The organism is uncultured Tyzzerella sp. (assembly GCF_963558545.1).
Taxonomy (GTDB): Bacteria; Bacillota; Clostridia; order Lachnospirales; family CAG-274; genus Tyzzerella.
This window is the reverse complement of sequence record NZ_CAUWHO010000016.1, coordinates 24,071-41,595: the sequence shown is the minus strand read 5'-3', so window position 1 is coordinate 41,595 and position 17,525 is coordinate 24,071. Positions and strand designations below refer to the sequence as shown.

At 26.1% G+C, this 17,525-nt stretch carries 14 protein-coding genes; 4 read left to right on the top strand and 10 right to left on the bottom strand.

Annotation, left to right across the window (positions count from 1 at the left end; all coding sequences use genetic code 11):
- Positions 1-81 precede the first annotated feature (81 nt).
- The gene (locus R5Z65_RS04030) at positions 82-897 is read right to left on the bottom strand and encodes a MerR family transcriptional regulator (RefSeq protein ID WP_317367218.1); all 816 of its coding nucleotides are present in this window, start codon (positions 895-897) and stop codon (positions 82-84) included.
- Positions 898-1,071: 174 nt separating this feature from the next.
- Entirely contained in the window at positions 1,072-2,253 is a 1,182-nt protein-coding gene (locus R5Z65_RS04025) for a serine hydrolase (protein WP_317367217.1), read from the bottom strand.
- Between the two features lie 181 nt (positions 2,254-2,434).
- On the opposite strand from R5Z65_RS04025, the gene R5Z65_RS04020 reads away from it, so the two are divergent.
- The 4 genes from R5Z65_RS04020 to R5Z65_RS04005 all read left to right on the top strand — a co-directional run bounded on the left by R5Z65_RS04020 (position 2,435) and on the right by R5Z65_RS04005 (position 8,567).
- Positions 2,435-3,811 (top strand): recombinase family protein, encoded by a 1,377-nt coding sequence (locus R5Z65_RS04020; protein WP_317367216.1) that lies wholly within the window; start codon positions 2,435-2,437, stop codon positions 3,809-3,811.
- A gap of 8 nt (positions 3,812-3,819) precedes the next feature.
- A complete protein-coding gene (locus R5Z65_RS04015) occupies positions 3,820-4,647 on the top strand; it encodes a hypothetical protein (protein ID WP_317367215.1) in 828 nt (275 codons plus the stop codon).
- 405 nt (positions 4,648-5,052) lie between these two features.
- On the top strand, positions 5,053-6,921 hold the full coding sequence (locus R5Z65_RS04010; RefSeq protein ID WP_317367214.1) for an S-layer homology domain-containing protein: 1,869 nt from the start codon (positions 5,053-5,055) through the stop codon (positions 6,919-6,921).
- Positions 6,922-6,935: 14 nt separating this feature from the next.
- Positions 6,936-8,567, top strand: coding sequence for a peptidoglycan DD-metalloendopeptidase family protein (locus R5Z65_RS04005; protein ID WP_317367213.1), 1,632 nt, complete (start codon positions 6,936-6,938; stop codon positions 8,565-8,567).
- A 119-nt stretch (positions 8,568-8,686) separates the two neighbouring features.
- Here R5Z65_RS04005 and dnaJ read toward each other — a convergent pair whose 3' ends face one another.
- From dnaJ to purE, 8 genes are all read right to left on the bottom strand, one after another.
- Complete coding sequence (gene dnaJ, locus R5Z65_RS04000) at positions 8,687-9,832, bottom strand: molecular chaperone DnaJ (protein ID WP_317367212.1); 1,146 nt, start codon at positions 9,830-9,832, stop codon at positions 8,687-8,689.
- Positions 9,833-10,088: 256 nt separating this feature from the next.
- Entirely contained in the window at positions 10,089-11,927 is a 1,839-nt protein-coding gene (dnaK, locus tag R5Z65_RS03995) for a molecular chaperone DnaK (RefSeq protein ID WP_317367211.1), read from the bottom strand.
- A 37-nt stretch (positions 11,928-11,964) separates the two neighbouring features.
- Complete coding sequence (gene grpE / locus R5Z65_RS03990; protein WP_317367210.1) at positions 11,965-12,522, bottom strand: nucleotide exchange factor GrpE; 558 nt, start codon at positions 12,520-12,522, stop codon at positions 11,965-11,967.
- A gap of 17 nt (positions 12,523-12,539) precedes the next feature.
- On the bottom strand, positions 12,540-13,571 hold the full coding sequence (gene hrcA, locus R5Z65_RS03985) for a heat-inducible transcriptional repressor HrcA (protein WP_317367209.1): 1,032 nt from the start codon (positions 13,569-13,571) through the stop codon (positions 12,540-12,542).
- 198 nt (positions 13,572-13,769) lie between these two features.
- Entirely contained in the window at positions 13,770-14,975 is a 1,206-nt protein-coding gene (locus R5Z65_RS03980) for a GGDEF domain-containing protein (protein ID WP_317367208.1), read from the bottom strand.
- Between the two features lie 6 nt (positions 14,976-14,981).
- Positions 14,982-16,175 carry a GGDEF domain-containing protein gene (locus R5Z65_RS03975; protein WP_317367207.1) on the bottom strand — a complete coding sequence of 398 codons (1,194 nt, stop codon included), beginning with the start codon at positions 16,173-16,175 and terminating at the stop codon, positions 14,982-14,984.
- Between the two features lie 194 nt (positions 16,176-16,369).
- Positions 16,370-16,747, bottom strand: coding sequence for a helix-turn-helix transcriptional regulator (locus tag R5Z65_RS03970; protein WP_317367206.1), 378 nt, complete (start codon positions 16,745-16,747; stop codon positions 16,370-16,372).
- A gap of 254 nt (positions 16,748-17,001) precedes the next feature.
- Complete coding sequence (gene purE, locus R5Z65_RS03965) at positions 17,002-17,517, bottom strand: 5-(carboxyamino)imidazole ribonucleotide mutase (RefSeq protein WP_317367205.1); 516 nt, start codon at positions 17,515-17,517, stop codon at positions 17,002-17,004.
- Positions 17,518-17,525 lie beyond the last annotated feature (8 nt).

Sequence of the window (17,525 nt, the reverse complement as noted above, 5' to 3'; positions counted from 1 at the left end):
ATATTACTATATATTTTAATATTTTTCTATAATTATTTTATAATATAAAAAATTTATAATTAAATATATTTTAAAAGTATACTAGTCCTCTATTTTTATAATTATTTTTGTAACATAATCATCTATTTTAGAAATAGCAAATTCATTTAACCCTATTTCATAAGCATTACCTATTAAATTTAAATTATTTTCATTAGCAAATTTTAAAATGTTTTTATACAAAGTTTTTAAATTACTAAAATCTCCTATTGAATATGAGCAAATATACCTTCCTTTTAAACATACTACAAATTGCTCTAAATCTGTATCTATAAAATTATTTGAAATAGGAAAAAATAAACCATTATACTGTGTAAAATCTCCTTTTTTTACCATATCTAAGGAAATATAGCTTCCACAGTTTACTTTAAATTTTTCTAACTGCCATATTTTTTTCGATTTATCCAGTATATCCTCAATATTATATTCTTTAAATAAAAAAGGTACTTCCACTATATAGCTTTCCTTATAATCTACTACCTCAATACTATTATTTTCAACTTTGGTTGATAATTCCAAACTTTCCTTTTTATTTTCTAATATAGCTTTTAACTTATTTAACTTATTTATTTCCTCATTAATAAAATCTAATCTATTCTCGGCTATTTTTAGAAAGTTTTTAGGCTTGCAATCTTCTAAATACATTTTAATATTTGAAATAGAAAAACCTAACTCCCTAAACATTAATATAAATTCTAGCTCTATAGATTGTTGTAGAGAATAATACCTATAATTATTTTCCCCAATATAAATAGGAGAAAATAGCCCTATTTTATCATAATAATGTAAAGTTCTTGTATTAATATTATGAAATTTTGCAAATTCTGATATTGTCATTACTTTAAATTTATTTTCCATAATTAATCTCCTTTAAATAAGTGTTAATAACAAAACTATATATTAAAATTTAATATATATCAATCAATTTTTTAGATACTTTGTATTTAAAAACAGGTATTCCTAAATTGATATCAATAAAAAAAATATACAAAAAAATTAAATATTAATATCTTTGTATATTTTTATAATATTTTATGATATGCTATCTACAATACTTCTAAAAAATTCTATATTTTTTATTTCATAATCTGATTTGTTAAAATTAGAATCTGCACTAGTTTTTACAATAATTATGTTTTTTAATGGGTTTACATATAAAAATTGTCCATAAACTCCAATAGCAAGAAATTCTTTTTCATTACTCTCAGGAATCCACCATTGATACCCATAACCAATAGCATTTTCTATGCTATTAGTTTTATCTGGTCTAGAATATGGACTACTATTATCTAAACTTTGTTCAATCCATTCTTTTGGTATTATTTGCTCTTTGTTATAAACTCCATCGTTTAAATATAATCTTCCAAACCTAGCATAATCTCTAAGAGAAATGTTTAACCCACCCATTGCTAATTCTTTATTATTATTTAATGTCCAATAGGCATCTGATTGTACTCCTATTTTTTTCCATAACTTTTCTTCCATATATTGTGAAAGACTATACCCAGTAGCGTTAGTAATAATTTCTCCTAAAATTTCTGTATTTATACTTAAGTATTTTCTATGAGTAAATGGCTTTTCCTCTACTCCAGATTTAGCTATTAATTTCATTGGTGAAACTCCCAATAAAGTTTTAATAGAAAATTTACTTAAATCTTTTTCCTCATCAAACTTTATACCTGAAGCCATTTGCAAACAAGCCTTAATAGGAATATTTTCTAAATCTGTATTTTTAAATTGTGGTATGTATTTTCCAATAGGTTCATCAACACTATTAATATACCCTTCCGAAACAGCTATGCCCATTAATGCAGAAACAAATGATTTTCCCATAGAATTAGATGAAAATAAAGTATCTTTATCTCCTCCTAAATAATATTTTTCATATTTTATGTTATCATCTTTTATAATAAGTAATCCTGTTGTTCTAGTTTCTTCTATAAAATCATCTACTGAATAAACACTATTTTTAAAACTAAAACTTTTAGGTAAATTTATTGAATTACTTTCATTAAATTCAAATGTATTTTCGCCTTTATTAATAATTCTCACTGGCTGTATTTTAGCTGTATTTTGAAAAGTATAAGGTAAATTTTCATCTTTAAAACTATTTAAAGATGTATATATTAGTTTAACTTTATCCTTATATTTTATAATACTTACTAATACAATGGCTACTACTACAAGTACAATTATAACTTTAAAATTTTTCATTTTATTTATAACTCCTTTTATATAAAAACTTTTGGTAAATAAAATATAAACTATCTACTAAGTGTAAAGTCAATACTATATTAATAAAATTTATAAATTATATAATATGATACTTACAATTAATATTAAATAAATTTAAACATATATTTTATATCAACTTAAATAAAATTTAGGAGTTTTTATGAAAAAAGCCGTTGCATACGTTAGAATGTCTACAGATAAACAAGACTACTCTATAGAAAGTCAAAAAAGAACAATAAACGAATATGCAAAAAAAAACAGCTACAATATAATAAAATATTTTGAAGATAAAGGTATATCTGGTAGAGATGCAGAAAAAAGACCTGCTTTTATGACTATGATAGAAGAAAGTAAAAAAGGTTATTTTGATTATGTTATTATATATGATAGCTCACGTTTTGCAAGAAACTTAGAACAATCCCTAATATACAAATCTATACTTAAAAAAAATAATGTAAATTTAATCTCTATAACAGAGCCTATGCTAGATGATGATAGCCAGCTTATAGCAGATGCACTTTTTGGCGCTATGAACGAAATGTACTCTAGGAAGCTATCTAAAGTTGTAAAAAGAGGTATGACAGAGAAAGCTTTAAAGGGAGAATATATATCTTGTGCTCCTTATGGATACTTTAAGCCTAAAAATAAGCCTCTTGTTATAGTAGAAAAGGAGGCTAATATAGTTAAAGAAATTTTTAGGTTATTTTTAAATGGTAAATCTACTTATGCAATAGCAAAAATATTAAATGAAAATAATATTAAAACAAAAAAAGGAAATAGTATAGATACACGCTTTGTAAAAAAAATATTAACAAACCCTACATATAAAGGTTATTATAGGTTTGAAACAGAAAAAAAAGTTATCCTAAATAAATCAACACATACACCCATTATTGACGAAGATACTTTTGATAAAGTACAAATTTTATTTAATAATAACAACAAAAGATTAAATAGTAAAAATAAACCACTAGAATATAATAAACATTGGCTTACTGGTATGATAAAATGTGTACATTGCAATAGCACCTTTGTATATGCAAAATATTATAACAACAGGCAAGATAGATTTAGATGTGGTGGTTATACCTGTGGTAAATGTGATAGTTCTTTTTCCATTGGTATATATAATATAGAAGATATTGTCATAGAAAAAATTAAAGAAATATACCCAAATAAAAAATATAAAATTAAAAATATATCAGATACTAATCAAAAAAAATATAAACTATTAAAAGATATAGAAAAATATAAAAAAGCTTTAGAAAAAGCTAAAGATGCCTATTTTTTAGAAATAGACACATTAGAAGAATATAGTAAAAATAAAACTTTTTTTACTAAAAAAATTAAAGACCTAGAAACACAACTAAAAGATTTTAAAAAAACCAATAATAATATACAAGAAATATCTATATTAAGTATACTAACAGGAAATTACAATATGGCATTAAAAACTAAAATTTCTAAACTTGTTATAAACAAAATATTAATAGATGGTAAAAATAGAAAAATAAAAATAATTTTTAATGCTTATTAAAATGTTGTATGCTATTGCATTGTAGACAACAAGACTGCCTTACAAGTGATGTATTAGGACCTGCTAGAGCAGACTGTTTTGAACACATTGGAAATAGAACTATACAAGAAGGAGATATTATAGTTCCACCTTCTAATGCTGCTAGCGTTTCTGTAGAAAACTTAAGAGTAAAAAGAGTTATCGTAGCAGATAAAGAGCCTAATCCATTTAAAAGTGGTTTTTGGGATATTACTTTAAAATATGTATTTGTATACACATTAGCTTTTAGAGAATCAGATGGAACAATTATTGGTAAAATACAAGCCAACAGTATATATACTAAAAAAGTAACATTATTTGGTTCTATTGGCACAGAAATTTCTATATCTACAGATTTATTTAATCCAAATGGCTCTGGTTGCTGTGAACTTAACTCTGACCCATTTGTTTTAGTAGAATCTAAAGCAGTAGCTCTTGGTGCTGAACTTAGATACCAAAATAGACAATGTTGTGCAGATGAAGCTTTAGATGCAACAGAAGTAGGCGTTACTATTGGCTTATTTACAATAATAAAATTATTTAGACTTGTAAATCTTTCTGTATTATCAAGAGGATTCTGTATACCAAAAGAATGTGAAAACATTTCTCCACTTAATCCTTGCGAATTTTTTGATAGCTTAGATTTCCCTATGGATATTTTTGCACCACCTCAAAAAACAGAATTTTTAGCAGGTATTAGTGGAAATATACCAAATGATAACACAAACAATAATAATAACGGCTGTGGTTGTCATACTGGTTGTGAACATCACAATAACTGTGGTTGCTCTTGCAATAATAGTTGCCTTCTTAGATAGTATAAAAAGCAGTAGATTTTTTTCTACTGCTTTTTATACTATCTAAAATTAATATATAACCATATTTTATAATATCTGTTTTATATAAAAAATATTAAAAAACTTATCAAATAAATATATAACAAAATAATTTATTCATAATAATTATTACTATTTGCCAAATTCATTTATTAATACTATATTAAAATATATTATTTAAACAAAAAACTTTTATGTATAATGTTCTTTATAAATGTTTATAAATAAACTACTCTTAATAATGATGTATTTAAAATAATTTTTATACTATTTACCTAAATTTTTCATATTTTTTTATTTTACCCTTGATATTTAAGATAGTTTAAGTTATAATTGTTACAAATATATTACAAAAATTAAGATTCCTTTACAATTAAGGAGGCGTATATGAAAATTTTTCAAAAAATATTAGCCATATTTGGTTTATCTACATTGGTTTTAATTAATAATACAAATGTATATGCTAATATTTTTAATGATGTGGACCAAAATGCTACGTCCTACCCCTCTATAGAAAAAATGTCTAAGCTTGGCATTATGGTAGGCGATTTGCAAGGTAATTTTAAACCAGATAGCTATATTAGTAAATTTGACGCTATTAAAATTTTATCAAAACTTATAAAAAATGATAAAAATATTAATATATCTGAAAGTAAATATAATAGTATAATTTTAAAATACGATGAAAAGTTTTCCCGTTGGGATAGCTCTGCTAATACATCTCTAGCTATTATGCTAGAAAATGGTATATTAACAGAAAATAACCTAAACAATTTTATTATCCTAGATAAAAACAATAAAGAGCAAGTAAGGGCTTTATCTAACGAAGAAATAGCATTACTTTTGGTTAGGATAGATAATAAAGAAAATGTTGTTAATAATATGTCTTTCCAAAAAGTTTTTAAAGACGAAAGTAATATTAACCCAGATAAAGTTAAAGCTTGTTATTATATGGATAGTATAAATATAATAAATGCCAAAGATGATAACTTTTTACCTAAAAATGCTGTTACTAAAGCTAACCTTGCTGTTATATTAGATAATTTTTTACAGCATTCAAATATAGAATTAAATACACTAAATAATAGTACTGAAAATTTAAACAATAACAAAACTATACAAACTAGATTTGTTACAATAGAAAAAATATTTATTGACACAAACTCTATACAAATAAAAATAGGTAATGAAACTAAAATATATCCAGTAGAAAAAAATGCTTATATATATATTGATGATGTTTCTTATAATTTAGTTAATATAAAGCCTAACAGTAATGCAGAAATTACTATACAAGATAATGTTATTGTTAAAATAGATGTTAAAACTAATTTACAAATTAAAAATGTCGCTGATAATAATTCTAAAAAACTATATGGTATAATAAAAAATGTTTCTAACGATAGTATAGGTTTATCTTACAAAGAAATGGACGATAATGGTTTTTATAGCAAAGAAAAAATTGAAATTATTCCTTTATCTAAAAATTGTAAAATAACAAAAAATGGTATTAGCGTTAAAACATTAAAAGAAAATAGCTTAGCTACTGTTATATTAGAAGACAAAATAGCTAAACAAATAATATTAGAAGATGATAACACATTATTTATAGGCACTATAATAGAAAAATCTAAAAATAAAATAACTATAAAAACTACTGATGAAAAAATATTTGAAATTGGATTTTTAGAAAATTCACAAATAATTAGAAATAATAAAGATGCTTCTATTAATAGTTTAAAAATAGGAGATTCAATAAATATTAATGTTAAAAATGATAAAATTTCTAAGATAAACGCTAAAGGTTATAGAAGTAACAAACAAGGAGTTGTAAAATCTATTAAAATAAACAATACCTCATCCATTATAGAAATAGAAGATAATGAAAATAACTCCCACACATATTATGCTAATAACCTTACAACAGATATTTATTCTATAAGAATACTAGATACTGTTAATTTATATTTAAACAGCTCAGAAATATATGCAATAGATATTTTAGAAAGAAAACACAACAAAAACTTTAGTGGTGAAATTATTGATATTAATAACAACTGTATAAAAGTTTTTACTAAAGACTTAACAGAAAAACACACTACTTCAGTTCTTATAGATAAAAATACTACAATATTTGATTGTAAAAATTTAAATATTATAGATGCTAACGGTCTAAAAAAAGGTGATAACATTTATGTTGTTTTAAAGGATACTATAAATAATATAGCATCTAATATAAACGTAGTATCAAAATAAAATGGAGGTTCTTTATGTCTATTAATGTTAATAAGGAAAATTATTATGAAGATTTACCCAATAATAAAAATAAAAGTAACATAATAAATTTTCCTTTTAAAAATAATCAATTAAACTTAAAGGAAGTAAATCTTGTTTGTAAAGAAAATACGGTTAATGCTAGTAATAAAAAAGAATATAGCTTAAAAAATACTATAATAAATAAATTTTATTCACCAAAAAATAAAGAAACAATATTAAATACACAAGAAAGCTCAAATAATATTATTTCTATTAATCCTGAAAATAATAATGGAAATAATAAAATACCACCTAAACCAGTTGCTCTTACTGTTTTAGGAGTTATATTAATAGTTTTATCTATATGGGCTTTAACACACAAAAATGCTCAAGAGGTATACGTAGGTGATAAAGCCGTAGCTATAATAAAACCTAATAAAGATAACGTGGAAACACCAGAACAGCTTAAAAATCTTGCTCTATCTAGCTTATCAGAAAAAGCTGGTGCCAATGTTGAGGTAAATGAAGATGTTTCTTTTAAACCTATTAGAGCATCAAAAAATGAAATTATCCCTATATCTGATGCAACTAAAAAAGTTTCTGAAAGCTTTACTTTTAAAGTAGAAGCATCTATCATTACAGTTGATGGTCAACCTATAGCCACTGTAAAAAATAAAGAAGAAGCTAACAAAGTTTTAAATAGTATAAAAAATAAATATGTAAATAAAGAAAAAAAACAAGCTGCACAGCCTAGCTTTGTACAAAATGTAAAAATAGAAGATAAATATGTAAACGAAAAAGACATAGTAACAAATGAAGATGCTTTATCTTTATTAACTGTTAATAAAGACCAAGGAAAAGAACACGAGATTAAAAAAGGTGATACACTTTTTGAAATAGCAATGAAAAATGATATGTCTTTAGAAACTCTTTTAAAATCAAACCCTACAATTACAGAAACAACTCCTCTTAAAATTGGTAGCAAAATTAATGTAGTTGTTCCAGTACCTTTATTATCTGTTGTAACTTATGAAGAGGCTACTTACAATATGCCTATACCTAAAACAATAGAAACAATTAAAAATGATAAAGAATATAAAACATATAAAAAAGTTTTATCTGCAGGTAAAGATGGTACAAAACAAGTTAATGCAAAAATAACTAAAATTAATGGTGTGGAAGAAAAAAGGGATATTTTATCTGAAAAAGTATTAACTCCTGCTGTTGTAGAAAAAGTTGAAGTTGGTACATTAAATACACCTCCTAAAAAGTCTATTGGTACATTTGCATATCCTGTTAGAGGAAGACTGTCATCTGGCTTTGGCCATAGATGGGGTACAACACATAAAGGTATAGACCTAGCTTGTGCAGCTGGTACACCTATAAAAGCATCTGATGGTGGTACAGTAGTATACTCTGGTTGGAATAACGGTGGATATGGATATATGGTTAAAATAGACCACGGCAATGGTTACCAAACTGTATATGCTCACAATAGTAGAAATGCTGTATCTGTTGGACAAAAAGTTGCCCAAGGCGAAGTTATAGCATATGTTGGTAGTACTGGTAATAGTACTGGTAATCATGTTCATTTTGAAGTTATACAAGGTGGAGTTCAAAAAAATCCTTTAAACTTCTTAAAATAAATATATCTATTTTATAACTAAAACAAATATAAAAATACGTAATTTTAATTATAAAAATACTAATAAAAACAAAAAGTCAAGTACAAACTTAGTTTGTACTTGACTTTTTACATATTATACTAATCAAAGTGCTTTTTCATTTTATCAAAGAAATTTTCTTTTTTTATATTTGGAATAGAACCATCTTGTGATGCAAACTGCATAAGAAGTTCTTTTTGCTGTTCACTAATTTTTGTAGGTACTACTACTTTAAATTTTATAATTTGGTCTCCCCTCAATTTAGGGTTTCTTACATTAAATACACCTTTATTTTTAAGCGTAACTACCGTTTCTGGTTGTGTACCTGGTTTTACAGTATAATATTCTTCTCCGTCTATTGTAGGTATTTTTATATTATCACCTAAAGTTGCTTGTACAATAGAAATAGGCACTTCTATATATATATCATTGTTCTGTCTAACAAAAGTTTTATGAGGTCTAACACTAATAGCTATAAGTAAATCTCCATTAGGTCCACCTTTTTCTCCAGGAGCACCCATACCTGCTTTTCTAATGCTTTGTCCTTCATTAATACCTTTTGGTATATCCACTGTTATTGTTTTTGTTTTTCTAACTTTTCCTTTTCCACTACAAGTTGTACAAGGGTCTTTTACTATTTTACCTTCCCCGTGGCAAGTACGACATTCTATAACACTTGTCATAGAGCCAAACATTGTTTGTTGCATAACTCTTTCTTGTCCTGAGCCTCCACAAGTATGGCAAGTTTGAGCGTGTGTACCAGGTTTAGCACCAGAGCCTCCACAAGTATCACACTTGTCATCTGCTTGAAAAGATATTTCCTTTTTACACCCAAATATAGCTTCTTCAAAATCTATTGTAAGGTTATATTGTAAGTCTGCACCTCTTGATGGTCCTCTTCTTCTCCTTGATGAACCTCCACCAAATATATCAGAAAAACCTCCACCACCAAAGAAACTTTCAAAAATATCTCCCATATCCATACCAGAGAAATTTCCTCCACCAGAAAATCCTCCAGCACCATCAAATGCAGAGTGCCCAAACTGGTCATATGTTTGTCTTTTCTTATCGTCGCTAAGTACTTCATATGCCTCTGTGGCTTCCTTAAACTTTGCCTCTGCTTCTTGGTTATCAGGGTTAGCATCTGGGTGATATTTTTTAGCAAGCTTTCTATAAGCTTTTTTTATGTCGGCATCTGTTGCACCTTTGTTTAAACCTAAAACTTCATAATAATCTCTTTTTGCCAATTTATTCACCTACCAATTATATTTTAACTATATTTACAAATTTTTTATTTATCTATATTTTTATTATTTAATAAATACCTAAACAAAATAGCTATTTAATTTAAACTTTATCTTAGTTATAGATAAGGTAAATACAACCTTATATTATGTATAAAATTATAGATAATAAAACTTTAAGATAGTGTTTTACCCTCTAACCATCGGCTAGAGGGCCTTTATTAAAATAATTATTTATAAAATTAATACTTAATCTATATTAACCATCTATAATATCATCATTATTTGTAGCACCTTGGTCTCCCATATCTCCCATATTCATATTAGGGTTACCACCTGCTTCTTGATAAAGTTTTGTTGAAAAATCATTAATAAATTTTGTAAAGCTTTCTGTTGCTGTTTTTAATGTTTGAGTATCTGTTTCGCTCATAGTTTCTGCAACCATTGGGCTAGATACAGCTTTTAAGTTGTCAATCTCTTTTTGAAGCTCTGCCTTATTTTCTTCAGATACTTTATCGCCTACATCTTGTAAAACTTTTTCACCTTGGAAAATTAAACTTTCTGCTTCGTTTTTAACATCAACGGCTTCTTTTCTCTTAGCATCTGCCTCTGCATATTGCTCTGCCTCTTTCATAGCTCTTTCTACTTCATCATCACTTAAATTTGTGCTAGATGTAATAGTTATATTTTGTTCTTTTCCAGTACCTAAATCTTTAGCAGAAACAGTAGTAATACCATTAGCATCTATATCAAATGTAACTTCAATTTTTGGTATACCACGAGGAGCAGGAGCAATACCATCTAATTTAAATTGTCCAAGCTCTTTATTATCTCTAGCCATAGGTCTTTCACCTTGAACTATTCTAATATCAACAGCTGTTTGGTTATCAGCATAAGTTGTAAATGTTTCTTTTTTGTTAGTAGGTATAGTAGTATTTCTTGGTATTAATACAGTAGAAACACCACCTGCAGTTTCTATACCTAAAGAAAGAGGAGTAACATCAAGAAGTAATATACCACCTGCACCTTCATCTCCTGCAAGTTTACCACCTTGTATAGATGCTCCAAGAGCAACACATTCGTCAGGGTTTATACCTTTAAATGGCTCTTTACCAGTTATTTTTTTAACTTCTTCTTGAACAGCTGGTATTCTTGTAGAACCACCTACTAATAATACTTTATCTAATTCACTAGCCTCTAAATCAGCATCTTTTAAAGCATTTCTAACTGGCTCTAATGTAGCCAAAACTAAGTCGTGAGTTAATTCTTCAAATTTAGCTCTAGTTAAAGTTAAATCTATATGTTTAGGTCCGTCTTGGTTCATTGTAATATATGGTAAGTTAATATTTGTTGTTGTAGCTGAAGATAATTCTTTTTTAGCTTTTTCTGCTGCTTCTTTAAGTCTTTGCATAGCCATTTTATCCGTTCTTAAATCCATACCTTCTGCTTTTTTAAATTCATCTACAAGGTAGCCTATAATTTTTTCATCAAAATCATCTCCACCTAAATGGTTGTTACCACTTGTAGCTAAAACTTCTATAACGCCATCGCCTATTTCTATAATAGATACGTCAAACGTACCACCACCTAAGTCATAAACCATTATTTTTTGTTCGTTTTCATTATCAAGTCCATAAGCTAAAGCTGCTGCTGTAGGCTCATTTATAATACGTTTTACATCAAGCCCTGCAATTTTACCTGCATCTTTTGTTGCTTGTCTTTGGCTATCTGTAAAATAAGCTGGAACTGTAATAACAGCTTCTGTAACACTTTCTCCAAGATAACTTTCTGCATCTTTTTTAAGTTTTTGTAAAATCATAGCAGAAATCTCTTGAGGAGAAAACTTTTTACCATCGTTTTCAAATTTATAATCAGTACCCATATGTCTTTTAATAGAAATAACTGTACCATCTACATTTGTAACAGCTTGACGTTTAGCCGTTTCACCTACTAATCTTTCTCCTGTTTTTGTAAAACCTACAATAGAAGGAGTAGTTCTAGCACCCTCACTATTAGCTATAACAACAGGTTGCCCACCTTCCATAACAGCAACACAAGAGTTAGTTGTACCTAAGTCTATACCAATAATTTTTCCCATTTTTTGTATCCTCCTTAAAATATATTAAATATATTAATTAATTTGCCACTTTAACCATACTAGGACGTATTACTTTGTCCTTATACTTATAACCTTTTTGCATAACTTCTGCTACTACATTTTCGCCAAAGCTATCATCATCTATGTGTAAAACAGCATTGTGTATGTTAGGGTCAAATGTTTCTCCAACGCCTGATAGCTCCTCTACACCCATATTTTTAAATGTTTCTATCATTTGGTTAAATATCATATCTATACCTTTAAACATATTGCTAGCTTTATCTTCTTCTGATGTAGATAAAATAGCTCTTTCAAAGTTGTCAAGTATAGGTAATAGTTTTTCTATTGTATCTCTAGTACCATTTTCGTACATAGAAGCTTTTTCTATATTAGTTCTTTTTCTAAAATTGTCAAATTCTGCCATACTTCTTTGTAGCTTATCCAAATAGTCCTTAGAAGATGCTTCTGCTTTTTCTAGCTTATCTTTTAACTGGTCTATTTCTTTTTCATCTTCTTTAACATCTTCTGTTGTTTCATCAATAGTTTCTTCTAATGTTTCGTTTTCATCTACATTTTGTTCAATATCTTTTTCCATTATTTTTTCCTTTCCCCTTAATCTGACGACAAGGTTTTAAGAACATTATTTATATTTTTAACAATCCCCTCCAAAACACTGACGGCCTTTGCATAGTCCATACGCGTAGGAGCTATAATACCTATTGTACCCTTAGCACCCGCTATTTTATACTCAGTTTTTACAATACTACAATCTTTTAAACCCTCTATAGTATTTTCTCCACCTATCAATATTTGTATAGAATTGTTATTTTCACCATTATTACTTAATATATCCACCAACATTTCTTTTTCTTCTAAATATTGAAATACTGGTTTTGCCTTTTCTATATTACTAAATTCTTTAAAATCTAGTATGTTGTTTATACCACTAGTATAAAATTTAAGGTCTTCTTCTTCTTTATTAGCTTTAAATATTTCACTAAAAACTTTACTAATAACTTGCTCTGCATCAGTCAAAATATCCTTTTCATCAATTAAGCTTTTAATTTCTTCTAGTGAATATTTTTCCACTAAGCTATTTATAGCAGAGCTAATAGATATTAAATCTTGTACAGATAAATTTTGGTCTACAGGTATAATATGATTTTTCACATTTTTATTTTCTGTAACAATAACAGCTATAATAGATGTTTCATCTAAAACAACAAGCTGTATATGTTTTATCTTTTCTTCTTCCACCTTTGGTTTACTAATAATAGTTGGATAGTTTGTAAGCATAGATAAAGCTTTTGCTGTTTGCTCCATAAGATAGTCCATATGATTTATATTATTTATTACTACATTTTGCAAAAAGCTAGTTTCTTCTTCTGTAAGGTCCCTATGCCCCATAAGGTTGTCTACATATAGCCTATATCCCTTGTCTGATGGTATACGCCCAGATGATGTATGAAGCTGAGTTATAAGCCCAAGCTCCTCTAAATCGCTCATCTCATTTCTTATAGTAGCACTACTAATGCCTAAATCATAGTTTTTAGCAATAGTACGAGAACCTATAGGCTCTCCTGTTTCTATATAGCCTGTAACAATAGCTTCTAATATTTTAGTCTTTCTTTCATTTAAGTTCAAAAAATCACTTCCTTAGGAACAAATAACTTAACCATTAATATCTATTAGCACTCATTTTTTATGAGTGCTATCTAGCTTGAAATAACATTAACATTTTTTTTTATTTTTGTCAAGTACTTTTTTTATTTTTATATTTAATTTATATTATATTTATTTAATAATTAAAAAGACCTAAAGTAAAAATTTAGGCCTTTTTAACTATTTTCTATTTTTCTTTCTAGCTTTTTTAAAGTTATACATTTGCATATCAGCAAGTTTTATTATCTCATCTCTAGAAAGGTTATTATCTGGTGTAATTTCTACAACTCCATAACTTATAGATGTACTATATGGCTTATCAAAAGCTTTACTAATGTTTTCTGCCCTTTCAAAGCATCTAATAACGCACTTCATAGTTGCATAAATATCTGTATGCTCTAAAACTACTAAAAACTCATCTCCACCTATTCTACCTATGGCTTTTCCTATAAATTCTGAATTTAATATATCTGCCACAGCTTTTATATAAAAATCTCCTTCGTCGTGCCCATATACATCATTTGTTGTTTTAAGCCCATCTATATCTATAAAAGCTATACAAAAAAATGGAACTCCTGATAAAATATCATCTATCTTTTTATATATAACATCTCTCTTTAAACAAGACGTAAAATAATCGTGGTTTGCCTCATATTCTAGTTGTTTTAATACAATTTCTTCCTGTTGTATTTCCTTTTCTATATTTTCTGCTTTTACTACATATAGTTGTAATTTAGAAAATAAATAACAATATATACTAGTGGTAAAAAAACCTATAATAGCACATACAGCCGATTTTATGTACAATATATGAATAAACATTGGATTTTTTTCAATATGTATATTACCTGTATTAATTATTATAAAAGTATATATACTAATTAATATACCAATAGCAAATTTTAAATTTTCTTTGTCTGTAACTATCATATGTATATATTTAATAGGAATAAAAAATAGAAATAAGAGCATATATATAATAACTGTTATAAAACTTAATATTGTTACAATTGTTATTGCATTAAAGTCTTCAACAATCATATAAATAGGTGTATTTTTTAATATAGAATAAATACATATATATATTAATCTTACTGAAAAAAAGTTTATTACAAAATATAGCGTAATAAATACGTTTTTAACCCACTCTGCATTATATATACGTTTTAATTGAATACACATAAGTATAAAATAGACAACCATAAATACCCATTCGTATACAATAATTTCAAACTTTAAAATTATTCCAACTATAATAAAATTTAAAATCGTACTAGTATAAATACATCTAGGTCTTTTTATATTATTTAAAAATAATTTAGATGAGTATAAAAGTGCTGTATAACTATATATTACAAATAATAAAAAACAAATTATTTTTAACATTTAAAATTATTCTCCTTTTGAATGAATCTTTTGAAGCCTCATTTTATCATCAGCAATTTTAATAATATTTTCAATTCCAGTTTGTAATAAAGTTTCATCTATAAATATAGTACCTATACTTGCAGATACTTTATAATCTTTTGTAAGATTATCTAATGTTTTAATTTTTTTGTAAATCCTATCTAAAACAATACTTACCTCTTCTTCTTTTATATCTGTTAAAATTATAATAAATTCATCTCCACCTATTCTAGATATTATGTCTTTTTCTCTAACAGAATTTTTTAAAACTTTGCTAACATTTATTATGTATTCATCGCCAATTTCGTGTCCTAAATTATCATTAACATTTTTTAGTCCATCTATATCTACAAACAAAATACAAAAGTTATATATATTTCTTTTATATTTATCCTTTAAATCTTCCATTATATATTTTCTATTGTAACAAGCTGTTAAATCATCTTTTAATATTTTATCTTCTATATTTTTTTTATTAATATTATTTTTCATTTTGATAAGCTCTAATTCATCAGACTTTCTTTTAAAAACAACCTTTTTAACACTTTTTATACTGTAAAAAAATAACATATAAAACAATATACCGTTTAATATCGGTATAGTTGTAAGCATTATCATATAATCCGTAGTATAATATTTACTTTGTAATACTATAACATCTACTATTGTAAATAGTAAAATAAACATTATTACAGTAGATATCATATAAGCATAAACAGGTGCAGTTGAAATTTTAATAATATCTCCAGACGATATAAACTTTAAACTTATTTTAAGGATAATAAATAGTATAATAAATAATAATGCTAACCCATAAAAAAACATTTTTTCATCATTAAACATCTCAAATGGAGTCATACCTATAATATAAGAATAAATAGGCACAAATAACATTTGCATAATACTAATATTAATAATCAATATTCCGCTACAAATAAATGCTTGTATAAACTTAGCCTTAGAAAATATTAAAAACTCTATAGTTAATGTCGACAATACACAAAAATATGAAATATAGTAAGGGAATTTTAATTTATAAGCTAATAGCATTAAAGACGTATTAGTTAAAGCCATTAATATATAAATTAATTTTATTTTTTTGAAGTTTGTTAAAATTTTTGATACATATTTAAAAATATAATAATTAAAACTAAAAAATATTATAGTAGCAATACCCATATTATCCCCCCTTAATATATTTATACTTATTTTATATATTATAATATATATACATTAAAATTACAATAATAAATTAAATTATTAATACAAATATTTCCATATATAATAAAAAATAAAAAAAGTAGCTAAAACAAAATATATAGTTTAAACCATAAGCTTTTATTTTATCTACTTTTTATCACACTATTATTTTACTAAATATCTTCTTTTTCTCCATTTTTATTAGAAACATATTTTTTAAAATTTTTCATAGTACCTATAACAAAATCTAATTCTTGTTCGTCCATACTACTAATATAAGTTGCGATAGTTGTTCTTTTTTTCTCAATATTAGGTTCTTCTTTTATAACCATTCTCTCATCTGAAGGACACGTAATAAGCTGATCTAATGTAATGCTAAAGAAATTAGCAATCCTACATAAGTTTTTTATACTAGTACCTCTTTGCCCTCTTTCAATTAGTCCTAAAAAACCTGGTGCAATATTTAAGATTTCTGAAAGTTCATCAATGGTAAGGTTTCTTTTCTGTCTTTCAAATCTAACATTTGAACCAATTATTTTATTGTGATCCATTTAAATACCTCCAAAATAAAAATTAAAATATACCATTCATACTAAAAACTACATACAAATGATATACCTTGTAACATTTTATCACAGTTATTTAGCATTTTCAATAGGGTTGTACAAAATTTATTAAATTCTTTTACTAGGGTATAAAACACACCTAACAAAAAAACGCAAAAAATGTCATAATAATATTAATATATAATTAGTTAAAACTTTATTAAAAAAGCTAAAAACAAATTTTATATACTATAAATATTTTACATAAATTCTTTAATATATTTTTTATACCCTATTTCTTCTAAATTTTTAGCCTTTTCTAGCACAGAATTATTTAAATTCTCTCTATAAGAATTAATTTGTTCACTAATTCCTTTATCAAAAGCACCTAATATTTGTACGGCTAATAACCCTGCATTTGTACCACCATTAATAGCAACTGTTGCAACGGGTATACCAGCTGGCATTTGCACTATAGAATGTAAAGAATCTACACCTTTTAAAGCCTTTGTTTTTATAGGTACACCTATAACAGGTAAAGGTGATATAGCTGCTACCATACCAGGTAGATGAGCTGCACCTCCTGCCCCTGCTATAATTATTTTTAACCCTCTATCTTTTGCACTTTGTGCGTATTGGTACAATCTTTCTGGTGTTCTATGTGCAGACACAATAGTTAATTCATATTCAATATTAAATTGGTCTAAAATATTTGCAGCTTCGCTCATAACCTTTAAATCTGAGTCGCTTCCCATAATAATTCCTACTTTAGTCATACTATCCC